A 26,197-nucleotide genomic window follows, 5' to 3' on the forward strand; every position below is an offset into this window, starting at 1 on the left:
CGGCAGGAACCCTTTATTTCCGCCCCAGAGCTGCCGGCGATGAGCCAGGCCGGGCGATGCCCGTTACAAAAATGAGTCTTTGGACTTAAATTTGCTGCTTAGGGTGGCACCGCGGACAAAACCGCCCCTTCATGGGGCGGTTTTTTGTATATAAAAATATAAAAAAATTCAAAAGGAGGCCGCTTTATAATGAAAAAGCATCATCTAAGGATTCCAGGTCCAACCGAGGTCCCTGAACAGGTTCTAAGGGCTATGCAGGCCCCCATGATCAACCACAGGGGCGAGGAGTTTACCTCGCTGTTTAAAAAAGTCTCGGAAGAGATAAAAGAGGTTTTTCAAACAAAAAATGACGTGTTGGTATTCCCTTCTGCAGGAACGGGAGCAATGGAGGCAGCTATTGCAAACCTCTTTTCTCCCGGAGATCTGATAGTTTCTTTCAGTTGCGGAGTCTTCGGCGACAGATTCGCAGACATAGCCGAAGCTTTTGGTGCAAGAGTAGAAAGAATCAAGGTCGAATGGGGAAGACCAGTGACCTATGAAATAGTGAGGGAAAGGATTTCAAAAGATACTAAAAAAGAAATAAAAGGGGTGCTATTTACCCATAACGAAACATCTACAGGCGTCCTCAACGATATTAAGAGCCTAAGAGAAGCTGTTGGAGACCACCCTGCACTCGTGATAGTTGATGCCATAAGTTCTCTAGGAGCCGTGGAACTTAACACCGATGAATGGCAAATAGATGTGGTAGTCGCAGGTTCGCAGAAAGCTTTGATGATTCCTCCCGGCCTCGGGCTTGTTTCAGTGAGTGAAAGAGCGTGGAAAGCTGTAGAGGATTCCAAGATGCCCAAATATTACTGGAACTTTAAAAATGCAAAAAAGAGCTTGGAAAAGGGTGAAACACCATACACCCCCGCGGTTTCGCTGGTATATGCCCTTGAGGAGTCGTTAAAACAGATTTTTGATGAGGGGCTTGAAAATATAATAATGAGGCACAAATTACTGGCAAAGGCTTTAAGAGAAGGTCTTAAAAATCTGGGATTCAGGCTTTTTGCACAAGATTCCTGGGCATCGCCGACGGTTACTGCAGTAGACATCTCGGACTTCCAGGGAAAAATCAATTTCTCTAAAGCTTTGAAAAATAGATTTAACATAACGGTAGCAGGCGGACAGGAAAAGCTAAAAGGTAAAATCATAAGAATAGGTCATGTCGGTTACGTGGATGAACTAGATATTATAAACGTGCTCTCCGCCATAGAAATGATATTGGCAGATGAGGAGCTTTTTGGAAAGGGAGTAAAAGCTGCCGAAAAAGTTTTTAATGAGGGAGTGGAGGTATAACATTATGAGGGTGCTGGTGTCGGATAAAATCGCAAAGGAAGGCATTGACATTCTGAAGTCCGAATTTGAAGTAGATGTAAGGACGGATTTGACTTCAGAGCAACTGAAGGAAATTATCAAAGATTACGATGCCCTAGTCGTGAGGAGCCAGACAAAAGTTACGAAGGAAATAATCGATTGCAGCAACTTAAAGGTCATAGGAAGAGCAGGTGTGGGCGTCGACAACATAGATGTGGAAGCCGCGACGATGAAGGGAATACTCGTTGTAAATGCCCCTGAGGGAAATACCATCGCCGCCTGCGAGCATACCATTGCCATGATGTTCGCCATGGCTCGCAAAATTCCCCAGGCCGTAACAAGTCTTAAGTCAGGAAGATGGGAAAGAAACAAATTCACCGGAGTTCAACTTTCCGGCAAGACCCTGGGCATCGTGGGCCTCGGGCGTATAGGAAAAGAAGTAGCAAAAAGGGCTTTGGCCCTCGGCATGAACGTGGTCGGGTATGATCCATATATTGCTAGAGAAAATGTGGAAAATCTTAATATTATGCTCACAGATCTAAATGAAGTTTTGCGCACTTCTGACTTCATAACGTTCCACGTTCCTCTCACCAAAACCACGCGCCAGATGATCGGAGAAGAACAATTCAAGATTATGAAAGACGGAGTATATATAATAAACTGTGCAAGGGGTGGAATCATAGATGAAAAGGCGCTTTACGACGCCCTCGTTTCGGGCAAGGTGGCAGGTTGCGCGTTAGATGTATTTGAAAAGGAACCACCGGAAGACAACCCGCTTTTAAGTCTGGATAACGTAATTGCGACTCCTCACCTGGGCGCTTCCACCGCAGAAGCCCAAATCGTCGTGGCCGAAGAAGTAGCCAAAGACATCATAAGGGCTTTGAAGGGCGAAATCGTAAAAAATCCCGTAAATATGGTGTCCGTAAGGCCAGAAGAATACAGCTTTATTTTGCCCTATATAAGGCTTGCGGAAAAAATGGGGTGTTTATACACCCAGCTTAAAAACGGCAGGATACAGGAAGTGGAGATGATTTACGGCGGCAGACTCGCAAATACGGACGTTAAACTGGTCACTACAGCAGGCATAAAAGGGCTTTTGTCTAATATTTTGCAGATACCTGCTAACCTTATAAACGCGCCGATAATAGCAAGAGACAGAGGAATAAAGATAACTGAAAAGAAAATAAAAGAAGATGAGGACGCACCCGGCACAGTAACCATGAGGGTTACGACAGATAAAGAGGTAGGGATTATTTCGGGATACGTTTTAGAAAAGGATAGCCCCAGAATTACAAAGATAGACGATTATAAAATTGACCTAATCCCCGAAGGGTACGTCCTCATCACAAACCACAAGGACAAACCGGGAATAGTTGGAAAAGTCGGTACCATCCTCGGAAAGAACGATATAAATATAGCAGCAATGCAGTTGGGGAGGAAATCATACCGTGGCGACGCTTTAATGGCCCTCAGCGTGGACGAAGAAATCCCGGAAAGCGTGCTGAAGGAGATCAAGGCCATCGAGGATCTCAAAGATGCTGTATTCGTGAAACTGTAATTTTGTAATCAGTATCCCCTGTCCGGGTCGACAATATTTATCAATGGCTCACCCTGCAGGTACCTTCGCAGGTTTTCGTTCACTACCTTCATGGCCCTTTCCATGTAACGGTCGGAACTGCCTGCTATGTGCGGGGTTATTATAACATTTGGCATTTCCCACAGGGGACTTTCCGGAGGCAGGGGCTCCTTTTCAAATACATCCAGGGCCGCCCCTGCTATCCATCCTTCTTTCAGCGCCTTTATGAGGGCCTCTTCGTCAACTACGGCGCCTCGGGCTATGTTTATGAAGTAAGCAGTGGATTTCATCGCCTTAAAGTGTTCTTCCCTAAGCAGGTGACGGGTTTCGGCGGTAAGGGGGACGGCGCACACCACGAAGTCGGATTTCGAAAGAAGCTCGACGAGGGAGCCGATGCCGTACATTTCGTCATACATTTGCGAATAGTTCCCCTGAATTCTGCTGCTTCTGTTAAGGCCTAAAACCCTCATGCCGAAGGCTTTGCCCAACCTTGCTATCTCGCTTCCGATATTCCCTGCCCCCACAATTCCCAGAGTCTTTTCGAAAAGCTCCGCGGTCCTTACATTTTTGTCCCAGACCTTCTTTTTTTGCTGTTCATAAAACCGGGTAAGCCCTCGTGCAAACATGAGCATGTAGCCGAACACCAGCTCCGCAATCGGCACTTTATGAATTCCGCTGGTAGTCGTTACAATTATGCCCTTTTCCCTTACTAGGTCAAAAGCAAGCCCGTCAACCCCCGCAGTCAAGGCCTGTATCCATCTGAGATGCTCTGCCGCTTCAATAAAACGCCTTTCGATATTGAAACCCCAGTCCACATATATATGCGCATCCTTTATCTCTTTTAATTTATCTTCCGGGTCTTCGCTCATCACTACATTCCAATCGGGGGCAATTTCTTTTGTTTTTTGGAGATGTTTTTCGGAAACTTTATGCCCAAACAAGATTTTTTTCATGACCTCAGAACACCCCCTGGTTTCAAAGCTCATTTATCGAGCTTTTTATTTCACCTTCATTTATTTCGAGAATGCCGAAAGTAGGCCTTTTCCCGCAGCGGGGAAAGGCGAGGCTGCCCGGATTGAAAATAAGAATACCGCTATTCCAGCCGTTTTCGGGACAGTGGGTGTGGCCGAAGACCACTATATCGGCGGAAAGTTCCTTAGCCCTGGTAAAGAGCTTATCGTATCCGTACTTCACGCGGTACGCATGGCCGTGGGTAAGGAGTATTTTCTTTCCTTCCAGCTTTATAAGCCGTTCAGCCGGGTAGTCCGAAAAGGTATCGCAGTTTCCCAAAACTCCATAAACCCTGTATCTATACGCTTCCCTTATGTAATCGGCGTCCGGTGATACGTCCCCTGCATGAAACACCAGATCTACAGGACCTGCAATTTCCAAAGCATTATCTATTAACTGCAAAAAGCCGTGCGTATCGCTAAATACCGCTATCCTCAATACTTGACCCTCCGCTTCCAAAAGCACTTTTTACAAATTGCAGCAGGTGTTTTTTCATTTTTTGCATAGCTCTGGCCCGATGGCTTACGGCGTTTTTCTCCTTTAGCGTGGCTTCAGCCAAGGTTTTCCCAAGCTCCGGTACAAAAAAAACAGGATCGTATCCGAATCCCATGGTGCCCTTTGGCTCATAAGTGATAAACCCTTCCAAATAGCCGTGTTCGATAATAACCCCCCCATCGGGCATAGCAAAGCATAGACAGCAAACGAATCTCGCTTTCCTTTTTTCCGCCGGAACACCTTTTAGTTCATTTAGTAATTTTTCGATATTTTCACGGTCGCTGGCAAATGGCCCTGCAAACCTCGCAGTGTGCACCCCAGGCCTCCCACCTAAGACCTCGACTTCCAGCCCCGAATCGTCGCTTAGAGCTGCGGCTTTGGTCAGTCGAACAACTTTTTTCGCTTTAATTAGTGCGTTTTCGTCGAATGTCTTTCCGTTTTCTTCCACTTCTATATCCGGAAAATCGCAAAGCGAAAGGATGTCCACGGGGATATCGGAAAGCATTTCTTTGAATTCCTTCAACTTGCCTCGGTTTTTGGTAGCGATGACTATACTTCGCATTATTTTTCTACCTCGCCCAAGATATCCTTCAGAACCTCTTTTTGGACGGTAATGAGGTCGAACACGCCTTTTTGCGCCAGGTCAAGAAGTTCGTCTAGGTCCTGGCGGGTAAAGGGAAAGGCCTCGCCAGTCCCCTGAATTTCGACTATCTGTCCCCTGTCGGTCATTACCACGTTCATATCCACCTGGGCTCTGCTGTCTTCATCGAAATTTAAATCCAGCAACTTCTGCCCTTCTACTATTCCAACGCTCACTGCCGCAACAAAACTGTTGACAGGAATCACCTCTAAAATCCCTTTATCTTTCATAAACTTAAAAGCGTCTACTAGGGCGACAAAAGCCCCGGTTATAGCCGCTGTGCGAGTCCCTCCGTCGGCCTGTATCACGTCGCAGTCCAGCCAAACCGTTCTTTCTCCCATTGCTGCAAGGTCCACGACCGACCTTAAGGCCCTTCCTATCAATCTTTGTATTTCCATGGTCCTGCCGCTCGGGCGCAACGTTTCTCTTACATTGCGCATTTCCGTAGCCCTAGGCAGCATGGAATATTCAGCAGTAATCCACCCTTGTCCCTTACCTCTTAAAAAAGGAGGGACCTTTTCATCGATAGTGGCTGTACATATTACTTTGGTATCTCCCGCTTCAATTAGGACCGAACCTTCAGCATACTTGTTGAAATGCCTTGTTATCTTAACCCGTCTTATCTCGTTGAATTCTCTACCATCAACCCTTGCCAAAAATATCATCCTCTCCGATCTTAGATATTGACGGGGTTAATGTAAGCAGGCTTTAATATTGGAACATCCAGCATTGTGCCCTCAGGTAAGACCCCGCTTTCACCCTCCACCTGCAGAGTAACTTTCTCCACTCCCGGAAACTCGTAAAGAGTCAAAACTATCGTATTTACCAAAGCCTGTTCTATTTCAACACCCCCGCCGTAACCTTCTATTTCCTTGGAAAAATTTGCTATCACTTCATTGCCGTATCTACTTACATTCAGCACCTTTGTATCAGGTGGGATAACAGCGCTCAAGCCCATTCCTTCCTTCGGACCCTTGATCAATTCTTCCAAAGCAGTCTTCATTATATTGTCACTTTTTTCAACCATTCGGGTAACCGGGACAAAATATGAAAATGCCCCGGTCTTGCTTGATGATGTGAAATACAATGTCACGGGGATCTTAGTTTTTGCAACTGTCCTCTCTTCAAGGTTTATCATTTCTCGCATTAATTCATCGCTTAAAACAGTTCCGTTCGGACACCTTTTCAACGGTTTGCCTTCCACCATTAAATGCACCCGTTGAACAGTTGGAAATTCGGTAAGGGTGTAAACCACAGCTTTTACGGCATTTTCCTCCTGTAACCTGTCTGTCAGATCCAAAAACTCTCTGCTGAAATCTACCTTTGCAAGCCCATCCCTTATAGTCATACCTAAAACCCTAGTCCCTGGAGGCAAAGGAGGTTTTAGACCCTTATCTTCCAGCTCCCTTTCCTTTTCCGGTGTATATACTAAATTTTCCAAAGCAGCCTTGCCTATTCCTTCCACCCACGGTATGTCTTTTGCCACCGGAACTAAGAGATTTTGTTCATTTACAAAATAAAATACGGTCTTTCGCATATTAGCTTGTGTTTCTCTTGTGGAATCAGATGCCTCAGATAAAGGTTTGACTTTCTCGCCCAAAAATCTACAAGCCGATAAAAAAACAAGAACAAAAAGGGCCCCTATAAATAATTCCATGATTCTCTTAAGCATAAAACAACCCCCTTTTAAATTCTTATTTATATAGATATTTTAAAAAAGGGGCGTTTTATGCCTTTTAGGGTTACTTAGCTTGTTTAAAGTATCCCCCCTTGACCGATTTAGTATCCATTATGGTGATAAATGCCGACTCGTCTTCGTTTTCTATATAACTTATCAGGTCTGGCACGTTTTTTCTCGCTAGGGAAATTACGAGTACGTGGCGACTGCCCTCTTTGCCAGAACCGTTGAGCACCGTCACTCCATATCCAAGACTTCTAACCCTTTCCGAAAGTTCCGGATTTTTTGTTATCACCTGCACCGTAGTAAGTCCCAACGCCAATTTTTCCTCGAGAAAGCTACCTACGTAATTCCCTGTAGCAAATCCAAACGCATATACGATTAAATTTAGAGGATTATCCAATTTATTTACCACCTGGTTCAAGGCCGTTATATATATTATGACTTCGAAAAAGCCTATGGTAGCCGCCTGTAGCCGGTTACCTCTGACGACCATTAAAGTTCGTATCGTAGCCAGAGATACATCGCAAACTCGAGCAATAAAAATGAAAAAATAACCGAGAAATACGTCCAAGCCAAGACCTCCCAGATATGATTCAAGTGTATCATATCAAACCCGGGTTTTTATGTCAATAAGGCTCATATAGCGGAAAAATACCTCAATATTCCCTTATATATCCCTTCAGCAGCTTTTTGCTTGAATTCGTCAGTCTTGAGCAGCTCAAGGTCGCGGGCGTTGCTCATAAAGGCTACCTCCACCAAGGCCGACGGCATTTTTGTTTCCCTCGTAACCACTAAATTTGGCCTTTCCGACAAGCCCAAATCGGGAAGTCCCAGAGTTTCAACCACCGCTTTGTGGAGTATTTGTGCAAACTCTTTTTTCTCAGGAGACGGATAATATAAGGTCATGGTTCCTGAAGTGGAGGTATTGGTGCTGGAATTGTTGTGTATGCTTACGAAAAGGTGGGCTCCTACCTGATTAGCTATGTCAGCTCTAGTGTAGAGGCTTACGTAGATATCGCTCTCCCTCGTCATCAAAACCCTCGCTCCGCTTTCTTCGAGGAGTTTTTTTAGTCTCATAGCTATATCAAGGTTCAAATCCTTTTCATAAACGCCAGCGTATACGGCTCCTGGATCACTGCCTCCGTGTCCCGGGTCTATCACTATTATTTTATTCTTCAATGAACCATCTTCATCACCTCGGGATGGAATCTTACGGGAAGAGAATACTACCGAAATTTCATCGCCGTTTTGGAAAACCCTGTAATTTAGATCTCCTTTAAGGTCGAAAACCACCCTTACCACATAGGGGTTTACCGTAAACTGACTCGCACGCAGACCTTTTATATAGTCGTTATCGAAAACCACGGGCAGCGATGCGGAAAGCCTGGCATTTGTAATATCCACTACCAGTCTGTAATCGCCTTTTTCAGGAGAACCTAAAGTAAAGCAATTGTATGTGGCAGGAATAACCGTCTTTAAACGGGCTACCAAAGTCCCATCTTCCTCTAATTCTACCGAAGACAATACATTAGTAATAGTTATGGCTATTGAATTTTGGTCAGGCTTAATTATGTAAAATGAAGCACCCTTTTCCATTTCCAGTACAAATCGAGTAAGTCCCGAGCCGTCATTGAGTTCGCTTACTACCACCCTTTTCAACACGCTATCTTCGACGTTAATCACGTTTTTCGATGCTTTGAGCTGGGCCTTTACATCCACCGCAACTCTTTCACTATCATAACCAGCAACTTGATATTCCAAAGGAGTATTTCCCTTTATAAGGAGAGCGGGTATATTATTCACCGTTGTATATGAAAAATCTACTATCTGGGGAATCTGTTTTTTCACATCCACCCTTCGCAATTTCTCGTTCCAAGAAACTTCCGCCATCAGGGCTTCGCCTACAAACCTGAGCGGGACCATAGTCCTGTTATCTATTATCATAGCCGGAACGTCCAATACTACAGTCTGCTGATCCAAAAGAGCCTTCGTATCGTTTATTTTAAGAATTACCTGCCTTCCTTCTAAATATACTTTCACCGTTTTTTCCTTATCGTCCCACAAGACCGTCGCTCCGAAATACTCGGATATGACTCTTATGGGCACCAGCGTTCTATCTTTGTAAATGACCGGAGGTACATCAGAAATCACTTTTTGGTTGTTGATGTAAATTTCTATAGTCGATGCAGGTTGTGCAACACATATTGAACTTTCAAGAATAAGCACCAATAAAACTGCGAAGGTTACTTTTTTAATCATGCTAAAAATTCCCTCCATATAGTTTATATATCTTGCGTAGCAACTTCTTCCTGATATAACATTCTTCGACTTTTTCTCATCAAATCCTCCCGAAAAACTAAACCGTAATAGAAATGTAAAAATCCCTGCTGTCTATTCAGCAGGGATTTTTGCAAGGCCAGACTTTTTTTCATTTTTCCTGGCAAGGCGGTCCATCAACTTGCTTTCATTCATTCTGTAACTTAACGTCAAAAGACTATCAAGTAAATGCACATTCTCAACTATTATGTTGGGCCCCGCATCGACTTCGACAGGGGCGAAGTTCCATATTCCTTTTACCAAAGTTTTACTCAGGATGTCCGCTACCTCCTGAGCTCTCTCACGAGGTACTGCAATTACCGCTATGTCGACTTCGTTTTCGTTCACGTAATATATGAGCTCATTCATGTCGTATACGGGAACGTCACGCACCTTTGAACCAACAAGATGCGGATCGACGTCGAACATGGCCAATATTTTAAATCCGTGCCTTTCGAAATCGCGGTAACCGGCCAGCGCCTGTCCCAATTTCCCCGCCCCAACTATTACCATCTTGTGTTCAGTATTAAGCCCGAGAATCTTTGCTATCTCATTGTAAAGCTGTTCCACATTGTAACCATATCCTTGTTGTCCAAATTCCCCAAAATTATTTAAATCCTGCCTCACCTGTGAAGCGGTAAAACCCAAAATCCGACCAAGTTCCTGCGAAGAAATCCTTTCAACGTTTTTTTGCAAAAGCTCTCCCAGACATTTGTGATATTTTGGCAACCTTCTTATTACAGCTAGGGAGACCCTTTTGACTTCGTCGGAACCCATAATATCCTCCCAATTATCTTTAGTGACAATCCTCCGGTTCGCTTAGATTTTAGCACAACCGGAAAAAAATATCAAGCCGCCATTAATTCCCAGGTTGCACTTCTTGCTTTTGCTTCTCAGCAAAGGAGGAGCATCCCCAGATCCTGTGGAGTACAAAAACTGCTATAAAAAACACCGCAATTGTCAAAAGCCAAACCGTTATGGCATTATCAAAAAATCCGGTAACTAAAAATCCTACGGCTGACGCGACTGCCGCTGTTAAAGCATAAGGCAGTTGAGTATTTACATGCTCTATATGCGGACATGCGCCCCCAGTAGAAGACATAATGGTAGTATCCGAAATTGGAGAACAATGGTCTCCGAATACACCTCCGGAAAGTACTGCCGCAATGCTCGGCAGCAGGTCCAGTTTCATGGTAACCGCAAGCGGCACAGCTATAGGAATCATTATAGCCCAAGTTCCCCATGAAGTACCTGTTGAAAAAGCTATAAATGCCGTCAATATGAAGAGCGTAAACGGTACCGCCCAGGCGGGGAATGTATCCGACATGATACTAGAAACATACAATCCCGTACCCAATTCTTTGCAGATGCTCCCTATTGTCCAGGCCAGGGATAACACAAAAAGCGCCACCATCATCGATTTTGCCCCTTGTATAACGGCTTCCATCGAATCCTTAATTCTCACTATTCCTCTCAGCGAATAAAAACACGCTGTCAAAATAAGGGTGATTGTGGCTCCCCAGACCAGAGCGGTCGCCGAATCGGAATTCATTACCGCTTCAAAAAATCCGGTTTTGCCTTCGAAAAATCCACCGCTGTAAGCCATACAAACCAGCATTATTATTATTAACCCTAAAAGCGGAGCAACCATGTCTATGGCAGAACCTTTTTCCGATTTCTCCATGTTCTCGAACTCATCTCCCGGTGGAGTCTTCATAATACTTTCATCCCAGAGACCCTTACCGGATAGCGCCCTATATTCTGAATGCGCCATCGGCCCGTATTCTAGGTTTGTAAATGAGGTAATGAGAACCATTAGGACTATGAGCCAGGGATAAAAATCGTAGGGGAGCATCTGAACGTAAACGGTATACGGATTTAAGTTTAAATTAAATTGCTCGAAAAGCGGTATCATCAAAGACGCTACATAGGCCACCCACGTAGAAATGGGCACTAAAGTGCAAACCGGCGCCGCCGTCGAATCGATTATAAAAGAAAGTTTTGCCCTGGAAACCCGAAACCTGTCGGTTACCGGCCTCAAGGCGGTGCCTACGGTCATACAGTTAAAATAATCATCCATAAATATTAAGACTCCCAAAAGCCAGGTAATGAAAAGCGACAGACTCCTCGACTTTATATTTTTTTCCGCCCAACGTCCAAAAGCCTGCGGACCATTGGCCCTCGAAATCATACCTATAATAGAGCCAAGTAGAGCAGTAAACATCAATACCCTGAAATTCCACGAGGGATCACCTGCTGTGGTTATCAAAGTCTCCATAGCCTTCTCGAAAGCTTTAATCAAATTGCCTCCGGTCAGAATCATGGCACCTACCATGATTCCAACAACCAGGGAGCTTAAAACTTCTTTGGTAATAATCGAAAGGCTTATGGCCAAAAGAGGAGGTAAAATAGACCAAAAACCATAATGTTCAGGTTGCTGTTTTTGTTCCCCATTTCCCATAGCAGGGATCGCAAACAAAAGCACGAGCAAGACCACAAAGAAAAAAAGCAGCATCTTACTCCTCATCCCATTACCATCATGTACCTCCTTACAATTATATTTCATGCCCCAATAAACGCTCATTTTTCAGCATTTGCTTATTATTGAGCAGTTTGTTTTATTGTATCAATAAGGCAGAATATTTTCAAGATGTAAGATAAAATCGCATAAAATAGAAAAAGCCGGATACGGCCCAATGAAATTCGCTCCTCCAATATGAAGCTTATACTTACTGGAGTTGGTAACGCTTCTTTCCTATCCTTCTCGAAATGAGTAACGTTTGCCGTTAATTGTTATTTGTACTGCCCATCGCTTGTTTGTCAGCCCGATGATTTATTATTATTCATCGTCCGTCCGATTCTTACTTCTCTGCATTTTCATTATCGGCTCTTTGAGGATTGTATAAGTTTTCAGGATACCTTTAGGATACCTTTAACAACACCCACAATTCTAGCGTTTTCATTCTGCCATGTGATGTCTTTGTACTTTGAATTCGCTGGTCTTAACAGGTATGTGTCCTCATTTTTCACGAGGTATTTTACAGTATAGCCATTGTCACTTGCCGCTATTATCAGGTCGCCTTGGTTAGCTACGTTAGTCTGTTTCACGAGCAGAACATCACCTTCGCTGATTCCCGCCTCAGCAAGGCTGTTAACCATGCCCTTCACCGCACAGTCTACGTCCATGCTCTGCGGTACCGGTTGCCAACTTACAATGTTTTCCGAGCATAATTCCAGCGGATTACCTGCTTGAACAGCGTTTTCGTACAGCGGCACGTATTTTACCGGGATAATTTCAGACACGAGATTATTGAAGAATGCACGTTTCGATTCCACTTCCTTCTGAATAGACTCTATTTCCTTTAATATTGCCTTATTGCCCGGATTCGTCATGAGCTTATCGAATACCGCCTTGAGCTGGTTCGTAGATTCTACGTAGTCCTTGTAAGAGCTGCGAAGGGTTTCCTCTGGTGGCTTGGTCAGTTCTTCTACCGGTACTCCGAATACCTCGGCAATTTTCTGGAGAGTGTTGGGTTTTGGCGTGAGGCGACCTATAGCGTAACTGTCTACGGTGTCCTTGGACAGTCCGAGCTTCTTGGCTAACTGTCGTGATGTTATGTTGTGTAACTTTTTCAGGCGTCTGATGTTGTATGCGATTGGATTTATCATTGGTGTTCCCTCCTTTATTCACAATACTAATTATCAAATTAATTATTCTTTATATATTCTTCTTTTCCAATAATGCGTAATAATTCTGAATTTATTATATAATAAATTAAGCCGGATATTATATCCAGCTTAATTTAGTTGAGCTCCTTATCACTATGTGGAGTAGAATTTGGTGGACGTGACGAGACTTGAACTCGTGACCCCCACAATGCCATTGTGGTGCTCTCCCAACTGAGCTACACGCCCACTCCATAAAAAGCATAACACAATTTTTTATTAATGTCAACTGGTGGGCACGGCAGGGATCGAACCTGCGACCTCTTGAATGTGAGTCAAGCGCTCATACCACTGAGCTACGCGCCCACGTTTACTGGTGGAGACGATGGGACTTGAACCCACGGCCTCTACAATGCGAATGTAGCGCTCTCCCAGCTGAGCTACGTCCCCACTTTTCTCAGCTGAGTTTTGTGCGTTGGCTTTCTGCCGAACGCAAGATTTATTATAACCCAAAGCCCAAAAAAATGCAAGCCCTTAAAATGAATTTATTCCAATCTTCCAATCCTTCCAGGGGGCCATATCCGGTATACTGCTTTGCCCATAATGAGCTTTTTTGGAACGTACATATTTTCCCAAAAGCGGCTGTCTTTAGAATTGTTCCTGTTGTCTCCCATCATGAAATAGTGACCTTCTGGAACTTTATAGGGGCCAAAATCACCTATCATCGGTTCTTTCAAATACGGCTCCAATAAAAGATTTCCATTGACATAAAGTTTGCCGTCTTTAATTTCTATCTCATCGCCACCTAGCCCGATTACTCTTTTCACGAAAGTCTGCCTTGTGTCATCCGGATACTTAAATACCACTATGTCGCCTCTTTTTACCGGTTCAAATCTATAAATATATTTATTTACAAGAATTCTGTCGCCAACTTGGATAGTCGGTATCATGGAACCAGTAGGTACTATCATGGGCTCAAATATATAAGTCCTTATGGCAAACGCTATTATCAAAGCAAAGGCTATTGACTTTATCCAATCGAGTATTTCTCTTTTTAAATCATGTCTCATGCAATCACCCGTTTTAACGTTTTTAACAGCACTTACTTATTATAACACAAAAAAACAAAGCCATCAAAAATATTCTCTCAAGGCTAGCGCTATGGCATTAGCCAATTTGTTTTGAAAATCGGGATTCCGCAAAAGTCGCCGGTCATCCGCATTTGTCATAAATCCCATCTCGATTATGACTCCCGGAGGCCTGGCATTGCACAGAAGAAAAAGGGTGGAATTGGCAAGGGGATTCCTCTTCCTCACGCTCTGGCCTGCCGAGTAATAGGCCTCTTCAAGGCGGGCCTGTATTAGCTCGGCAAGACGCCGGCTTTCCGGACTCGAGGTATGATAAAAAACCATGGGGCCGCGGGTAGCAGGAGAACTTTTTTCCGCATTTACGTGAAGGCTAAGATAAATGTCTGGATTTACTTCATTTATGATCTCAGCCCGCGCAATTAAATCCCTTCTGTGCCTGGATTTGCTTTTATTGTTCATGTAGTCCAAAGATTCGTCCTTAGCTCGAGTCAACACTACTTTCGCGCCGTTTTTTTCTAATACGCTTTTTAGTTTTAATGCTACCGAAAGGTTTATGTGCTTTTCTAAAATACCGTCGCTGTGGTATGCACCGCCATCTATTCCACCATGTCCGGGATCGATGACGACAGTCCTTCCCGATAGGGGCGTAAAAAACCAAAAAATAGGGAGAGTCTTGCTCGATCTTAAAATCAAAAAATTACCGGCCGCAAGCAGGAGAAAAAGAAGGATTAACACCTTAAAATCGGGAAATTTGCCCCGATTATTCCCCATATATGTATCCCCCTTCTTTTGTGTTCTTTAAAATAAAAATATTTTTTTAAAGGGGGATATATGAGCATTATTAATAAAACGACGCACTCTCAGGCGCTTCCGCCAATGCAGCACAAGTGGTTATAGCTAAAAATTAAAAACACCGCTCCGGATAACTCAAGAGCGGTATTTTTCTCAGTGAACTTCCATTTTTCTTTTTAATGTTTCATTTTTCTTCCCTCTTGCTAATAAAGCCAGCATACAGAGAATATCTATGAATGCCGCTAAAAAGTAAGCATCTCTCAGTGCCCTTATAAACGCTTCATCTGCAAGCCTACCGTCTGTATAAGGAAGCATTGTTAAATAATAACTGTTGCGAAAAGTAAAAAAGCCACTGCCAACTGCAACTCCTACTACCATTCCTACATTGCGCATGGTAGCCAAGACTCCAGAGGCCACACCCTGCATATTCCTGGGAGCGCTGCCCATTACAGAACTGTTGTTGGGGGTCTGAAAAAGACCGTTGCCCAAACCAAAAAGCATAAGCCTCCATACAACATCAAAAATGCTGGAATCATATCCTAGTTTACCCATCAAAAACAGGGCTATGGAGCATATAATGGCACCCGCACTGCTTAGCAAAAGTGAATCTAGTCTATCTGAGAGCATTCCGCTCAGCGGAGCGACGAAGAGCACCGTAAGAGGAAAAGCAGTCATGATCGCACCCACCTGACCGGGCAAAAAACCCGCCTTCTCAAGATAAAAGGGCGTAAGAAACACCATTATATACTGGGCAGTAAAATTTAAAAGACAGCTTAAATTCCCTAAAGCAAAAGTCCGGTTGGAAAATAGCTTTAGTTCTAACATCGGCTCGCTTGTCCTTTTCTCATTTATTATAAAAAGTATAAAAGCAATTATAGAAACGGCAATGAGCATACGTGCAGTCAAAGAATGCCATCCGAGCTCCTGACCTTTGCTTATGTAAAATAGAATCGTCATTAAAAATATAAAGCCCAACGACGCTCCCAAGACATCGAATGTCGCTTTTTTTAGCACCTGCCCTTCAGGCAGCACCTTTTTCGCCCAAAAGTATCCTGCAATGCCTATCGGGATATTTATGAAAAAAATAGCCCTCCACCCGAAGGCGTAAAGTAGAAAGCCGCCGACCGAAGGACCTATGGATAAACCGGTAGCAACTGCAACCGCGTTAAACCCCAAGGCTCTCCCCATTTCATTCCTTGGAAAAGTTGTGGTTATTATGGCGGGGGCCACAGCCATCATCATCCCAGCGCCGGCTGCCTGAAGGGCTCTTGATGCTATTAAAATACCTATCAAGGGCGAAATGCCGCAAAAAATTGATGCAATGGTAAAAAGCAGCATCCCCCTCAAAAAAAGTTTTTTGTAGCCTATCACGTCGCCTAATTTACCGTAAGTTAAGAGTAGCCCGCTGAGTACCAGAAGGTAAGCCATCGAAACCCAGCTTACAGTCGTCATCCCCGCTTTGAAAAATTCAGATAAGGTAGGCATAGCGACGTTAACAGCACTACCGTCCAACGGACCCATAAGGCTTCCTATCAGAACAGCAAGTAGAATTTTATATTTGTCCCGGAATTCCATTCATTTCACCTCTTTTATGTGAAAAAATGAACTATTGTTATTTATTGCAATTTATGAAATTATGTAATAATATTATACTAGATAGACAATACCAGATAGACAATGTAAGGAGGTGCTTTTAATGTTACAAAAACGAGAAACATTACCTGAAAACGCTAACTATACAGAGATATCCGCTTGTTCGTTTTTAAAATGCGAGGAAACCTGTTACGGCACGATATGTTACTGTGATTTTAGCGCTTGGGGTAAAAAGCCTCCATGCAAAGATGAAGTAAAGAAAGTGTGCGAATCGGAACATTATCTCATGGTGTGACCCTAAGGTTTTTTACCTAATTCTACGACGTACTTCATCCTCCCCTTTTCTTTGTACTTGGAAACCCACGTAGGTATTTCTTCAAGGTCAACTATAGAAATCGAATCGCCATTATTGCCTTTTTCGAGAGTAACCTTAAGTATGACCCCTTCGTCTGTGTGAGGGAAGTTTTGGGCTGAAATAAAATTGCCGAGAGAAAAGGCTATATATTTTTTAGTTAATTTTCCTGAGGGGTTTTCTATTTCTATCCACTCACCAGGCTGTACTACGTGAGGATGACTTGCTACAATAAGATCAGCCCCGGCTAAAATTAATTTCTGGGCCAAAATTCTCTGGTTTTTCGTCGGTTCCTTAGAGTATTCTTGACCAAAATGCAAGTACAACACAATTGCATCAGCACTTTCCCTAGCCGCCTTTATATCTTTTAATATGACGTCTTCATCTATAAGGTTGACCAGAAAAGCTTTTTCCTTTGGAAGCGGTATCCCGTTGGTGCCGTAAGTATATGCCAAAAAAGCCAACCTTATGCCATTAACTTCCTTGATAGTCAAATTATTCCGGTCTTCTTTTGTTTCGTTCGTACCTACCGGGACAAGTCCTCTATCTTTCAGCACTTTGATGGTTCTTATAACACCCTTCTCTCCTCTATCCATTGAATGGTTGTTGGACGTGAATATAATGTCAAAACCTGCGTATTTCAGGGCATCTGCTATTTCATCCGGGCTATTGAACCGGGGATAGCCTGTAAAAACTTCTTCCGGTCCAGCCATAGTTGTTTCCAAGTTAGCCATGGCTATGTCTGCCCCGTCTATTACGTCCCTTACTTTCTCAAAAAATCCGGAATAGTCAAATACCTTTTTTTCTTCGTCATATCCCGACCAAATCTGACCTATGTGCATCATCACATCGCCGACGGCAACCAGCGTGACTCTTTTACTTTCCTCTACCGCCGTGTTGTCAGGCTCTTTCAAACTTGGACTTTCGACTTCCACCATCTTTGTCACATAAGGAATATTCAGCCCAAAATACACCCTACAGACCCCCGCAACCAACAAAACCGCGGGCATCGCCAACAATATAGCTTTTATATTTTTTTTCATCCATTCACTTCCCTATACGCTATATAAGGCCTCTTGGGGCCTATTAAATAAGGTCCTTCCTTCCCATTTTTTTGAGCTGTTCCACTACCTTTTTAACTTCCTGAGCTTTTTTCTTTGGACACACCAGTATAGCATCGGCAGTTTCTACTACAATCATCTCTTCGAGCCCCACTGCCGCTATGAGTCGACCGCTTGAATATATTATGCTGTTTCTCGTTTCAATATCCACATAATCTCCTCTTGTGATATTCCCGTTCTCATCCGGCGGAATCACGCTGCCCAAAGAATCCCAGCTTCCCACATCACTCCAGCCGAAATCGCCGGGAATTACCGCCACATCAACAGCCCTTTCCATTATGCCGTAGTCAATCGAAATGTCCGGAAGTGAAGGATAAACCTTTTCGATAATTTCTTTTTCTTGAGGTGTACCTATATGTCCTTCCACTTCGATTAACTTGCCGTAAAGTCTGGGGAGAAACCTTTCGAAGTTCGACAATATGACGGATGTTTTCCAGACGAACATGCCGCTGTTCCAGAGATAGTTCCCGCTTTCTATATAAGCCTTAGCTTTGGGAACGTCCGGTTTTTCAACAAATTCTATCACCTCGTAAGCGACCTTATCCCCCACCTGGATGACCTTTTCCCGGTCAAAGTTTATATAACCGTAACCGGTGGACGGAAAGGTGGGCGTAATTCCCATCGTCACCAACTTGTTCGAGCCTTCCGCAAGGCTAAACGCCGCGTTTAATACCTTCTGAAATTCCTGGGTGTTTTTTATATAATGGTCCGACGGAAAAACGCCCATCACCGCATCGCCGCTCCTCTTTCTTATCACCAGGGATGCATAGGCAATGCAGGCTGCGGTGTTCCTGCCAACGGGCTCCAGCAGGATATTCTCGCGGGGGATATCCTCGCATATTACCTTTTTCAACATCTTTTCTTGAGCCTTATTGGTAACTATCAAGATTCTTTCCGGCGGGATGATGTCCCGTATCCTTTTTATTGTGTCATTTATCATGGTATCGTCGCCCGTTATGTTCAGAAACTGCTTCGGGGTAGATGTCCGGCTCAAAGGCCAGAAGCGGGTTCCCCCCCCTCCGGCCATGATAACCCCATACTTATCCATACCATTCCCCCCATAGTACATTACAGATTTATTTTCCCCTAAATGAGCTGGTAATATCGTCCTTTATAATTAATATAACATATAAAAATCTGAAAAAAAAAGACCTTCTATAGGTCTTTTGCTGCTTTTAGCAATTTATCACATCCCTAATATTTTCTTCAAAAGGGGGATATATGATTCCCTTTTCGGTAATAAAGGCCGTTATGTTTTCGGCAGGAGTTACGTCAAAAGCCGGATTGTAAACCTTGACTCCCTCAGGGGCGGTTTTTCTTCCGAAGCTGCAAGTCACTTCATTCGGGTTTCTTTCTTCAATCGGAATATCTTTTCCCGTCTTTGTTCCAAGGTCGATTGTCGGTGTCGGAGCTGCTACGTAAAAAGGTATGCCATAATATTTTGCCAGGATGGAAAGGCCTAGAGTGCCTATCTTGTTGGCAGTATCGCCGTTTGCCGCAACCCTGTCGCATCCCACTATTACCGCGTCGACCCAGCCCTTTGACATCACCATTGCGGCCATATTATCACATATAAGGGTCACGTCTATGCCAGCTTGCATAAGCTCCAACGCCGTAAGGCGGGAACCCTGATTCACGGGTCTTGTTTCATCGGCGAATACCCTTACCTTCCACCCCTTTTCGTGGGCAAGATAAATGGGTGCCGTAGCCGTCCCGTAGCGTGCGGTGGCAAGTTGTCCCGCATTGCAGTGGGTGAGAATTCCGACTCCGTCGCGTAAAAGCGTCAAACCATATTCACCGATTTTGCGGCAAATCTCCTCATCTTCCCGGTGAATTGCCTCGGCTTCTTCTTTTACCAATCTTTTTATTTCCGAAATCGGAAGGTGCTTCGACTCCAGCACTTTTTTCTCCATCCGCTCCAAGGCCCAAAAGAGGTTTACAGCCGTAGGCCTTGAGGAGGCCAGGTAATCCGACTTTTCCTTCAAATATTTCCAAAAAGACTCAAAGTCGGTATCCGGAGCTTCCCGTGCTGCAAAATAAAATCCGTAAGCAGCCGCGATTCCTATAGCAGGAGCTCCCCTTACCTCTAAGGACCTTATGCTCTCCCATATTTCTTGAACCGTAGTTTTTTTGCTGTACTTAATTTCGGAAGGCAAAAGCCTTTGATCCAGCATTTCAAGATTTTCTCCATCCCAAATCAACGACAAAAGTCCCGTTTTAGACATAGCAAAACCCCCCGGTAATTATTTTAACATTCCGGGGGGAAGGCAACAAGGGCATTTAGGCTTTTTATGCGGTCTTTAGCTGCATTTGCCGAGAAATTTTATCGACTATTAAGGCAATCGCGTTATCCCCTGATACGTTGCAAGCGGTGCCGAAACTGTCCTGAGTAAGATAGAGAGCTATCATCAAGGCAAGCTGCGATTCGTTGAATCCCAGCATGCTTTGAAGTATACCCAAGGCTGCCATTACGGCACCGCCGGGAACGCCGGGAGCTGCGACCATGGTGACACCTAGCATGAATATGAATCCTGCCATTTTAGCTAAGGTAACCGGCATGCCGTTGAGCATCATCACCGCAATGGCACAGGTTGTAAGAGTTATAGTACTTCCTGAAAGGTGTATGGTGGCGCACAGGGGAATAACGAATTCCCGGACTCCTTCCGATACGCCATTATTCTTTGCGCATTCGAGGTTAACCGGAATGGTGGCAGCCGAGGACTGAGTTCCTATAGCTGTAAGGTAGCCAGGTATCTGGTTTTTCAGGGCCTTGATCAAACTCTTTCCGCTGTAGAGGGTGGCTATCGTAAATTGGAATAATATTATTATTAAATGCGACGCAATCACTATAACGAAAACCTTTCCAAAGATAGACAATATCCTCGCAACTTCCCCAGCATGGGTCATGTTGGCAAATATACCCGCGATGTGAACCGGCAAGAGCGGAATTATAACTTTAGTTATAACCATTTGGACTATCTGCTGGAATTCGGACATAAAGTTAAACATAGTTTTTTCCTTCAACGCTGCCATGCCTATGCCCAATATAAATGCTATGACCAGAGCTGACATGACTCCAAAGAGCGGCGGCATATCGATGGTGAAAAAGGGTTTTAGGAGTGCCTCCTCAGGATTGGTTGCGGAAATCTCACTGCTTATATGAATTATCTTCGGAAGTATTTTTGTAGCAACTCCGTAAGCAAAAAATCCACTGATAAGTGTGGAAATATAAGCTATGGCAGCGGTTATGGAAAGAAGTTTACCTGCACCGCTTCCAAGTTCCGCAATACCTGGTGCCACGAAACCTACGATTATTAACGGTATCACAAAGCCAAGGAAGTTCCCAAAAATCGAATTGAAAGTAGCAAGTATTCTAACAATTGGTGCTGGGGTGTACGCACCTATAAGTATACCCAAAATAATCGCTATGATGAGCCTAGGAAGCAACCCCAGATTAAAGCTTTTCATAAGAAAATACCTCCTTTAAAAATTGCGTATTTTTTCGTTCAATTTTTTCCCAGTCGGTGTTGCAGCGACGCCGCCCATAGCGGTTTCCTTTAATTTATCTGACATCATCCGTCCTACTTCCTTCATAGCCGAAATAACTTCATCTGCGGGAATGACGCTTTCAATCCCTGCCAACGCCATATCGGCAGCCAAAATAGCCTCTGCAGCCCCCATGGCATTGCGCTTAACGCAAGGCACTTCTACCAATCCTGCCACAGGATCGCATACAAGCCCCATCACTGCTTTAAGCGCTATAGCAACAGCATGCGATACTTGTCTTGGGCTTCCCCCGGCTAGCTCGACTATAGCAGCGGCAGCCATAGCTGAAGCTGCCCCGCACTCCGCCTGACAACCGCCTTCGGCGCCGGCAAGTGTGGCATTGAGTGCTATTATTCTCCCAACTGCGGCAGCGGTAAAAAGACAGTCTACAATTTCGTCGTCAGTTTTTGAAAGTTTTTCTCCCACCGTCAAAACAGCCCCAGGCACAATTCCGCACGAGCCGGCCGTAGGTGCAGCAACTATCCTGCCCATAGAAGCATTCACGTTAGACACAGCCATAGCCCTTGCAGCAGCCTTTGCCACTGTTTCTCCCGAAAGGGCCCTGCCTACAGCGCCCCACAACTTTTTCCCCTCGCCGCCTGTAATGCCGCTTATGGAGCTGATCTCACTTTGCACCCCTTTATTTGCCGCCTGCTTCATCACTTCCAAATAGGACTTCATCTTAAGGAAGAGTTCTTCTTCGGTGCAGCCCTTAGATTTCGCCTCCTGCTCCTTGACTAAAGTCGATATTCTGCAACCTAGTTTTTCAGCCGTTACAACCAGTTCCTCAATCGTGTTTGTCATCTTTTTCACCTTTATTCAGAAAATGTTATTACGCGGTGGATGTCTTTAATGTTTTCTAAAATCTCTTTCATCGCCTCCGGCAATTTATCGTCCGTTTCAATTACCATCAGCGCCTCTTGCCCCCTTTTCTTTCGCGAAACTCGCATCTGAGCAATATTTATGCCTTCTTGCGCCAAATGAGCGGTAACGCTGGCTACTATGCCTGGTCTATCCTTATGAACAGTAATAATCGTGGGATATTCTCCGGAAAATTCGACATCAAAGCCGTCGATCGCAGTAACCTTTACCCTGCCTCCACCAATTGAACAGCCAGTAACTTGGGTTTTTTTCGAAGTTCCTTCTAGTTCGAAAGTTGCCGTGTTGGGATGGAGGCTTTCATCGATCTCTTCTGTAAACAATTGATATGCGAGTCCTCTCCTGCGGGCCTCTTCGAAGGCCGTTTTTATGCGCTCGTCATCGGGTGTAAATCCCAGAAGACCTGCAATTACGGCTTTGTCCGTCCCATGGCCGCGGCCCGTCCTGGCAAAGGAATTAAAAAGAATTATCTTTGCTTTTTTTGGTTCCTCACCCAGGATTTTTCTTGCAAGATTCCCCAGCCTCACGGCACCCGCCGTATGGGAGCTGGAAGGTCCTATCATGACAGGTCCTATGATATCGAAGATGTCCAAATTATCACCTCCTGCCCTTTTCACCTCCCCGTGCTTGGAATTTTATTGAATATTTATACTGTAATTGTGCCTTATAAGCACATCTTTTAGCCTTTGTATATGCTCTTCGTCGGCCGTCTCCAGTTCCAACTCCACTTTTGCAAAACCAATAGGCACTTCTTTGGTAGAGCGGGCATGCGTTACCGACAGGACATTTGCCCCCGTATCGGCAATCAAATTCAATAGCCTCCACAGGGTTCCAGGCCTGTCCGGAATGAAGGTATCCACAAATATCTTGCGTCCGCTTTTTACAAGCCCCTTATCAATTACTCTCGACAGGATATTTACATCGATATTGCCCCCGCTCACAACCGTCACTACTTTTTTGTTTTTTACATGAGTCAATCTGTTTAAAATTGCAGCAACTGATACCGCTCCCGCACCCTCCGTCACCACCTTGGCCCTTTCCAACAGTATCAAAATGGCGTTCGCAATTTCATCTTCATCAACCGTTACTACGTCATCTACGTACTTTTGAACCATATCAAAAGTCAGATCACCAGGAGTTTTCACCGCTATACCGTCCGCTATCGTCGGGATTCCTTCCACGGTGGTTACTTCATTTTTTGAAATGGAAACCGCCATCGATGGCATATTTTGGGTCTGTACCCCTATAATCTTGACTTCCGGTTTTAAGTTCTTAGCTGCCAATGCGATTCCCGATATTAAGCCACCGCCGCCTATCGGCACCACTATTACATCGGTATCCGGCAGGTCTTCGAGAATCTCCAAGCCAATGGTACCCTGCCCTGCAATTACGTACGGGTCGTTAAAGGGATGTATGAATGTCGCCCCCGTTTCTTCTTGAATTTTTTTAGCCATTGCGTAGGCTTCATCGTATACATTGCCGTGCAGCACTACTTGGGCACCGTATTTTTTTGTAGCGGAAACCTTCGAAAGGGGCGCGTGTTTCGGCATGACAATCGTGGACTTTATGCCGTAAGATGTTGCTCCGAGTGCAACCCCCTGAGCGTGGTTGCCAGCGGAAGAAGCAATTACACCTCTTTTCTTTTCTTCCTCCGTGAGGTGGGCTATTTTATTGTAGGCCCCTCGAATCTTGAAAGAACCTGTCTTTTGGAGATTTTCCATTTTTAAATACACACTATTGCCGCTCATCTCACTTAAGGTAGTATTGTGCACCAATCCCGTTTTATATACGACGTTTTTTAGAACCTCTTTTGCTTCCTTTACGTGCTCTAGAGTCAGCATTGTATTCGCCTCCTCATTTTTAAGCGCACAGGCAATATTACCTGTGCGCAATTACTTCAACTTCAATTAAAGCTCCTTTCGGCAACCTGCTCACTTCAACGCAAGACCGGGCAGGAGGATTTTCGCCAAAGTAAGCAGCATAAATTTCGTTTACTTTTCCGAAGTTATCCATATTAGTGATGAATACGGTAGTCTTTACCACATTGCTGAAATCCATCCCGGCAGCCTGGAGTATATTTTTTACGTTTTCCATAACCTGTCTTGTCTGAGCTTCAATGCCGCCTTCCACAATTTCACCGGTCACCGGATTTATCGCTATCTGACCGGAGGCAAATAGAAAATCCCCAACCATAATAGCCTGAGAATATGGCCCTATAGCTTTAGGAGCCATGTCAGTTTTGATTACTTTTTTCATTGTTTGCATTCCCCTTTCTTTATTTGTAATTTTTTATTTACACATCATCGATTTTTTTGTTTAAATAACGGTATATGGTATTTTCCGAGGTCTTGAGGCACTTGGCCACTTCGGCCACTGCTCCCTTTAGCATAAATACGCCCTTCTCGCTCAATCTATGGACAACCCACATTTTTTCCTTAGGCGACATCCGCTCCGGTGGAACGTCAATCTCTGCCATCGTTTGTTGGATCAAAGAATGCATCAGGTCCTCAATCGATATAGTCAAGTGTTCCGGCAATTCTTTGTCGTCTTTATCAGTATTTTGTTCCTCAGACCTTCCGTCTATTCCCATTATAAAATCTTCTAGGAATTTCTTCGCCGCATGAGCTTCGCTCAGGTCGATATTAACGCACAGCATCCCCACTATGTCGTCGTTTTCATCCTTTATAAAAAAGGTAGAAGAGCGAAGAACCTTCCCGTCCTTAGTCTTAGCAGGATAGTTCAAGAGGTAATCCTTTTCCTTATAAGCCTTCTCTTTTAGAAGCTTAAGTCCTAGGTCAGTCAACGGTCCTCCCACTTGCCGGCCGCTTATATGATTGTTTTTTATAGCCACTATAGATGACTCCACATTGCTCACATCATGCAGCACTACTTCACAAAATGGACCCGCAATGCCTGCGATGAAATCAACGATAGGTATGAAGTTTTTTAATATTTCTCCCTTCCCTTTTCCCATTGTTATTAACATCCTCTCGTAAAATATATTCTACACAAAATGATAAAATCCTTCTACCATAAAAAAAATTTTTTATAATGGTGCTGTTTTATCTATCTTAAGAATAATTTTTTATCTTTTTCATCGCAGTTACATGGGCTTCTCTTTTTGGAAAATCAACGAGGCGGCACCTATTATCCCAACATCCGATCCCAAGGTTGCTTTTACCACTTCAAGGCGTGCCACGTTGACTGTAAGGGCTCTTTTCCTCATAACTTCTATCATCTTTTGATAAAACATATCCCATTCTTTGGTAAGTCCACCGCCAATGGCAATGCGCTTGGGGTTATACGCATTTACAACGCTTGCAAGTCCTACTCCCAGGTAAAAGCCCTCTCTTTCAACCAGTTCCATTGCAAACTCATCCCCTTCTTTTGCTGCTGCAAAGATATGCTCTGCCTTTACCTCTTCCTTTTCATAAAAGCTCCTCAATATCGTCTTCCTGCCGGACAGTATCCCTTCCTTTGCAAATCTTGCCATTGCAGTGCCAGAAGCATACGCTTCGAAGCATCCTTTGTTGCCGCATCCGCAAACCGGACCTTCAAAATTTATGGTGATGTGCCCTATTTCTGCAGCATTCCCGCCATCGCCCCTCAAAAGCCTTCCTTCTGCAATGACGCCTCCACCGATGCCGGTGCTTACAGTTATGTAAACGAGATTTTCTATACCTTTTCCTGCACCGAAAAGATTTTCTCCCAAAGCCGCGGCGTTGGCATCGTTTTCGAGGCATATCCTTATATTAAATTCTTCCTGCATTATCGAAAGGAGCGGTACGTCGTCCCATCCCGGAAGGTTGGGCGGGTTTTTAACTACACCTCTTCGGGCATCCATGGGTCCCGGAACTCCTATGCCTATGCCCGCTATATCGGTTAATGACAGGCTCAACTTTTGAAGCACACCGTACACACTCTCTTTCATCCTCTGTATGACCCTTACGGGACCCTCTCTGGCAAGGGTGGGCAATTCGGTCCTCGCAAGAAGAGTACCATTATCGTCTACGGCGCCAGTGGCTATTTTTGTGCCTCCAAGGTCTATTCCCACGGCTATCTCCCGCATGCGATTTCACTCCCGC

Annotated in this window: 26 protein-coding genes and 3 tRNA genes; 3 read left to right on the forward strand and 26 right to left on the reverse strand. The window is 44.4% G+C overall.

Annotated features, from left to right (window positions below; all coding sequences use genetic code 11):
• The first annotated feature begins 189 nt into the window (after positions 1 to 189).
• A complete protein-coding gene (locus BUB66_RS03025; protein WP_143156190.1) occupies positions 190 to 1,338 on the forward strand; it encodes a pyridoxal-phosphate-dependent aminotransferase family protein in 1,149 nt (382 codons plus the stop codon).
• 4 nt (positions 1,339 to 1,342) lie between these two features.
• Complete coding sequence (gene serA, locus BUB66_RS03030; protein ID WP_073254461.1) at positions 1,343 to 2,914, forward strand: phosphoglycerate dehydrogenase; 1,572 nt, start codon at positions 1,343 to 1,345, stop codon at positions 2,912 to 2,914.
• An 8-nt stretch (positions 2,915 to 2,922) separates the two neighbouring features.
• On the opposite strand, the gene BUB66_RS03035 is transcribed toward serA, so the two are convergent.
• The 16 genes from BUB66_RS03035 to BUB66_RS03110 form a co-directional block, all read right to left on the reverse strand.
• Positions 2,923 to 3,885, reverse strand: a complete 963-nt coding sequence (locus tag BUB66_RS03035) for a D-2-hydroxyacid dehydrogenase (protein ID WP_073254464.1) — start codon at positions 3,883 to 3,885, stop codon at positions 2,923 to 2,925.
• A 22-nt stretch (positions 3,886 to 3,907) separates the two neighbouring features.
• Positions 3,908 to 4,381: a metallophosphoesterase gene (locus BUB66_RS03040; RefSeq protein WP_073254467.1), complete on the reverse strand. Its 474-nt coding sequence runs from the start codon at positions 4,379 to 4,381 to the stop codon at positions 3,908 to 3,910.
• Positions 4,362 to 5,000: an XTP/dITP diphosphatase gene (locus tag BUB66_RS03045; RefSeq protein ID WP_073254470.1), complete on the reverse strand. Its 639-nt coding sequence runs from the start codon at positions 4,998 to 5,000 to the stop codon at positions 4,362 to 4,364. The genes BUB66_RS03040 and BUB66_RS03045 overlap by 20 nt, the downstream gene beginning before the upstream one ends.
• Positions 5,000 to 5,734 (reverse strand): ribonuclease PH, encoded by a 735-nt coding sequence (rph, locus tag BUB66_RS03050; protein WP_073254473.1) that lies wholly within the window; start codon positions 5,732 to 5,734, stop codon positions 5,000 to 5,002. Before rph ends, BUB66_RS03045 begins: the two co-directional genes overlap by 1 nt.
• Before the next feature lie 20 nt (positions 5,735 to 5,754).
• Entirely contained in the window at positions 5,755 to 6,750 is a 996-nt protein-coding gene (locus BUB66_RS03055) for a GerMN domain-containing protein (RefSeq protein ID WP_073254476.1), read from the reverse strand.
• Positions 6,751 to 6,820: 70 nt separating this feature from the next.
• Positions 6,821 to 7,330, reverse strand: a complete 510-nt coding sequence (locus tag BUB66_RS03060) for a DUF2179 domain-containing protein (protein ID WP_073254480.1) — start codon at positions 7,328 to 7,330, stop codon at positions 6,821 to 6,823.
• A 65-nt stretch (positions 7,331 to 7,395) separates the two neighbouring features.
• Positions 7,396 to 9,018, reverse strand: a complete 1,623-nt coding sequence (locus tag BUB66_RS03065; RefSeq protein WP_073254483.1) for an N-acetylmuramoyl-L-alanine amidase family protein — start codon at positions 9,016 to 9,018, stop codon at positions 7,396 to 7,398.
• Between the two features lie 132 nt (positions 9,019 to 9,150).
• Entirely contained in the window at positions 9,151 to 9,852 is a 702-nt protein-coding gene (locus BUB66_RS03070; RefSeq protein ID WP_073254486.1) for a redox-sensing transcriptional repressor Rex, read from the reverse strand.
• Between the two features lie 82 nt (positions 9,853 to 9,934).
• Positions 9,935 to 11,590 carry a Na+/H+ antiporter NhaC family protein gene (locus tag BUB66_RS03075; RefSeq protein WP_159431495.1) on the reverse strand — a complete coding sequence of 552 codons (1,656 nt, stop codon included), beginning with the start codon at positions 11,588 to 11,590 and terminating at the stop codon, positions 9,935 to 9,937.
• A 395-nt stretch (positions 11,591 to 11,985) separates the two neighbouring features.
• Entirely contained in the window at positions 11,986 to 12,744 is a 759-nt protein-coding gene (locus tag BUB66_RS03080; RefSeq protein WP_073254489.1) for a helix-turn-helix domain-containing protein, read from the reverse strand.
• Positions 12,745 to 12,914: 170 nt separating this feature from the next.
• Positions 12,915 to 12,990, reverse strand: a tRNA-Ala gene (locus BUB66_RS03085).
• Between the two features lie 41 nt (positions 12,991 to 13,031).
• Positions 13,032 to 13,107: transfer RNA gene (locus tag BUB66_RS03090), tRNA-Val, on the reverse strand.
• Between the two features lie 8 nt (positions 13,108 to 13,115).
• A tRNA-Ala gene (locus tag BUB66_RS03095) sits at positions 13,116 to 13,191 on the reverse strand.
• Between the two features lie 95 nt (positions 13,192 to 13,286).
• Positions 13,287 to 13,811 (reverse strand): signal peptidase I, encoded by a 525-nt coding sequence (gene lepB, locus BUB66_RS03100; RefSeq protein WP_073254492.1) that lies wholly within the window; start codon positions 13,809 to 13,811, stop codon positions 13,287 to 13,289.
• A gap of 63 nt (positions 13,812 to 13,874) precedes the next feature.
• The gene (locus BUB66_RS03105) at positions 13,875 to 14,600 is read right to left on the reverse strand and encodes an N-acetylmuramoyl-L-alanine amidase family protein (protein WP_073254495.1); all 726 of its coding nucleotides are present in this window, start codon (positions 14,598 to 14,600) and stop codon (positions 13,875 to 13,877) included.
• A gap of 174 nt (positions 14,601 to 14,774) precedes the next feature.
• Positions 14,775 to 16,196, reverse strand: coding sequence for an MFS transporter (locus tag BUB66_RS03110; RefSeq protein ID WP_073254499.1), 1,422 nt, complete (start codon positions 16,194 to 16,196; stop codon positions 14,775 to 14,777).
• 121 nt (positions 16,197 to 16,317) lie between these two features.
• Between BUB66_RS03110 and BUB66_RS03115 the strand changes: the two genes are divergently transcribed.
• Complete coding sequence (locus tag BUB66_RS03115) at positions 16,318 to 16,509, forward strand: hypothetical protein (protein ID WP_073254502.1); 192 nt, start codon at positions 16,318 to 16,320, stop codon at positions 16,507 to 16,509.
• Between the two features lie 2 nt (positions 16,510 to 16,511).
• Here BUB66_RS03115 and BUB66_RS03120 read toward each other — a convergent pair whose 3' ends face one another.
• The 10 genes from BUB66_RS03120 to BUB66_RS03165 all read right to left on the reverse strand — a co-directional run bounded on the left by BUB66_RS03120 (position 16,512) and on the right by BUB66_RS03165 (position 26,181).
• Positions 16,512 to 17,609, reverse strand: coding sequence for a CapA family protein (locus BUB66_RS03120; protein WP_073254505.1), 1,098 nt, complete (start codon positions 17,607 to 17,609; stop codon positions 16,512 to 16,514).
• Between the two features lie 43 nt (positions 17,610 to 17,652).
• Positions 17,653 to 18,735, reverse strand: coding sequence for a mannose-1-phosphate guanylyltransferase (locus tag BUB66_RS03125; protein WP_073254508.1), 1,083 nt, complete (start codon positions 18,733 to 18,735; stop codon positions 17,653 to 17,655).
• A gap of 127 nt (positions 18,736 to 18,862) precedes the next feature.
• Complete coding sequence (gene mtnA, locus BUB66_RS03130) at positions 18,863 to 19,912, reverse strand: S-methyl-5-thioribose-1-phosphate isomerase (RefSeq protein WP_073254511.1); 1,050 nt, start codon at positions 19,910 to 19,912, stop codon at positions 18,863 to 18,865.
• A gap of 64 nt (positions 19,913 to 19,976) precedes the next feature.
• Positions 19,977 to 21,155: a dicarboxylate/amino acid:cation symporter gene (locus tag BUB66_RS03135; protein ID WP_073254514.1), complete on the reverse strand. Its 1,179-nt coding sequence runs from the start codon at positions 21,153 to 21,155 to the stop codon at positions 19,977 to 19,979.
• Positions 21,156 to 21,170: 15 nt separating this feature from the next.
• Positions 21,171 to 22,037, reverse strand: coding sequence for an L-serine ammonia-lyase, iron-sulfur-dependent, subunit alpha (gene sdaAA, locus BUB66_RS03140; RefSeq protein ID WP_143156191.1), 867 nt, complete (start codon positions 22,035 to 22,037; stop codon positions 21,171 to 21,173).
• An 11-nt stretch (positions 22,038 to 22,048) separates the two neighbouring features.
• Complete coding sequence (gene sdaAB, locus BUB66_RS03145; RefSeq protein ID WP_073254520.1) at positions 22,049 to 22,705, reverse strand: L-serine ammonia-lyase, iron-sulfur-dependent subunit beta; 657 nt, start codon at positions 22,703 to 22,705, stop codon at positions 22,049 to 22,051.
• A 42-nt stretch (positions 22,706 to 22,747) separates the two neighbouring features.
• Positions 22,748 to 23,953: a threonine ammonia-lyase gene (ilvA, locus tag BUB66_RS03150; RefSeq protein ID WP_073254523.1), complete on the reverse strand. Its 1,206-nt coding sequence runs from the start codon at positions 23,951 to 23,953 to the stop codon at positions 22,748 to 22,750.
• A 37-nt stretch (positions 23,954 to 23,990) separates the two neighbouring features.
• Positions 23,991 to 24,368, reverse strand: a complete 378-nt coding sequence (locus tag BUB66_RS03155) for a RidA family protein (protein WP_073254526.1) — start codon at positions 24,366 to 24,368, stop codon at positions 23,991 to 23,993.
• 37 nt (positions 24,369 to 24,405) lie between these two features.
• A complete protein-coding gene (locus BUB66_RS03160) occupies positions 24,406 to 25,086 on the reverse strand; it encodes a helix-turn-helix transcriptional regulator (protein ID WP_073254529.1) in 681 nt (226 codons plus the stop codon).
• Between the two features lie 129 nt (positions 25,087 to 25,215).
• Positions 25,216 to 26,181: an ROK family protein gene (locus tag BUB66_RS03165; protein WP_073254542.1), complete on the reverse strand. Its 966-nt coding sequence runs from the start codon at positions 26,179 to 26,181 to the stop codon at positions 25,216 to 25,218.
• Positions 26,182 to 26,197: the final 16 nt, after the last annotated feature.

The organism is Caldanaerovirga acetigignens, from assembly GCF_900142995.1.
Classification (GTDB): Bacteria; Bacillota; Thermosediminibacteria; order Thermosediminibacterales; family Thermosediminibacteraceae; genus Fervidicola; species Fervidicola acetigignens.

Coding starts and splice junctions, on each gene's coding strand:
- BUB66_RS03025 (WP_143156190.1), top strand. CDS start 190: ATGAAAAAGCATCATCTAAGGATTCCAGGTCCAACCGAGGTCCCTGAA.
- serA (WP_073254461.1), top strand. CDS start 1,343: ATGAGGGTGCTGGTGTCGGATAAAATCGCAAAGGAAGGCATTGACATT.
- BUB66_RS03035 (WP_073254464.1), bottom strand. CDS start 3,885: ATGAAAAAAATCTTGTTTGGGCATAAAGTTTCCGAAAAACATCTCCAA.
- BUB66_RS03045 (WP_073254470.1), bottom strand. CDS start 5,000: ATGCGAAGTATAGTCATCGCTACCAAAAACCGAGGCAAGTTGAAGGAA.
- BUB66_RS03055 (WP_073254476.1), bottom strand. CDS start 6,750: ATGCTTAAGAGAATCATGGAATTATTTATAGGGGCCCTTTTTGTTCTT.
- BUB66_RS03065 (WP_073254483.1), bottom strand. CDS start 9,018: ATGATTAAAAAAGTAACCTTCGCAGTTTTATTGGTGCTTATTCTTGAA.
- BUB66_RS03070 (WP_073254486.1), bottom strand. CDS start 9,852: ATGGGTTCCGACGAAGTCAAAAGGGTCTCCCTAGCTGTAATAAGAAGG.
- BUB66_RS03075 (WP_159431495.1), bottom strand. CDS start 11,590: ATGCTGCTTTTTTTCTTTGTGGTCTTGCTCGTGCTTTTGTTTGCGATC.
- BUB66_RS03080 (WP_073254489.1), bottom strand. CDS start 12,744: ATGATAAATCCAATCGCATACAACATCAGACGCCTGAAAAAGTTACAC.
- lepB (WP_073254492.1), bottom strand. CDS start 13,811: ATGAGACATGATTTAAAAAGAGAAATACTCGATTGGATAAAGTCAATA.
- BUB66_RS03105 (WP_073254495.1), bottom strand. CDS start 14,600: ATGGGGAATAATCGGGGCAAATTTCCCGATTTTAAGGTGTTAATCCTT.
- BUB66_RS03110 (WP_073254499.1), bottom strand. CDS start 16,196: ATGGAATTCCGGGACAAATATAAAATTCTACTTGCTGTTCTGATAGGA.
- BUB66_RS03115 (WP_073254502.1), top strand. CDS start 16,318: ATGTTACAAAAACGAGAAACATTACCTGAAAACGCTAACTATACAGAG.
- BUB66_RS03120 (WP_073254505.1), bottom strand. CDS start 17,609: ATGAAAAAAAATATAAAAGCTATATTGTTGGCGATGCCCGCGGTTTTG.
- BUB66_RS03125 (WP_073254508.1), bottom strand. CDS start 18,735: ATGGATAAGTATGGGGTTATCATGGCCGGAGGGGGGGGAACCCGCTTC.
- mtnA (WP_073254511.1), bottom strand. CDS start 19,912: ATGTCTAAAACGGGACTTTTGTCGTTGATTTGGGATGGAGAAAATCTT.
- BUB66_RS03135 (WP_073254514.1), bottom strand. CDS start 21,155: ATGAAAAGCTTTAATCTGGGGTTGCTTCCTAGGCTCATCATAGCGATT.
- sdaAA (WP_143156191.1), bottom strand. CDS start 22,037: ATGACAAACACGATTGAGGAACTGGTTGTAACGGCTGAAAAACTAGGT.
- ilvA (WP_073254523.1), bottom strand. CDS start 23,953: ATGCTGACTCTAGAGCACGTAAAGGAAGCAAAAGAGGTTCTAAAAAAC.
- BUB66_RS03155 (WP_073254526.1), bottom strand. CDS start 24,368: ATGAAAAAAGTAATCAAAACTGACATGGCTCCTAAAGCTATAGGGCCA.
- BUB66_RS03160 (WP_073254529.1), bottom strand. CDS start 25,086: ATGGGAAAAGGGAAGGGAGAAATATTAAAAAACTTCATACCTATCGTT.
- BUB66_RS03165 (WP_073254542.1), bottom strand. CDS start 26,181: ATGCGGGAGATAGCCGTGGGAATAGACCTTGGAGGCACAAAAATAGCC.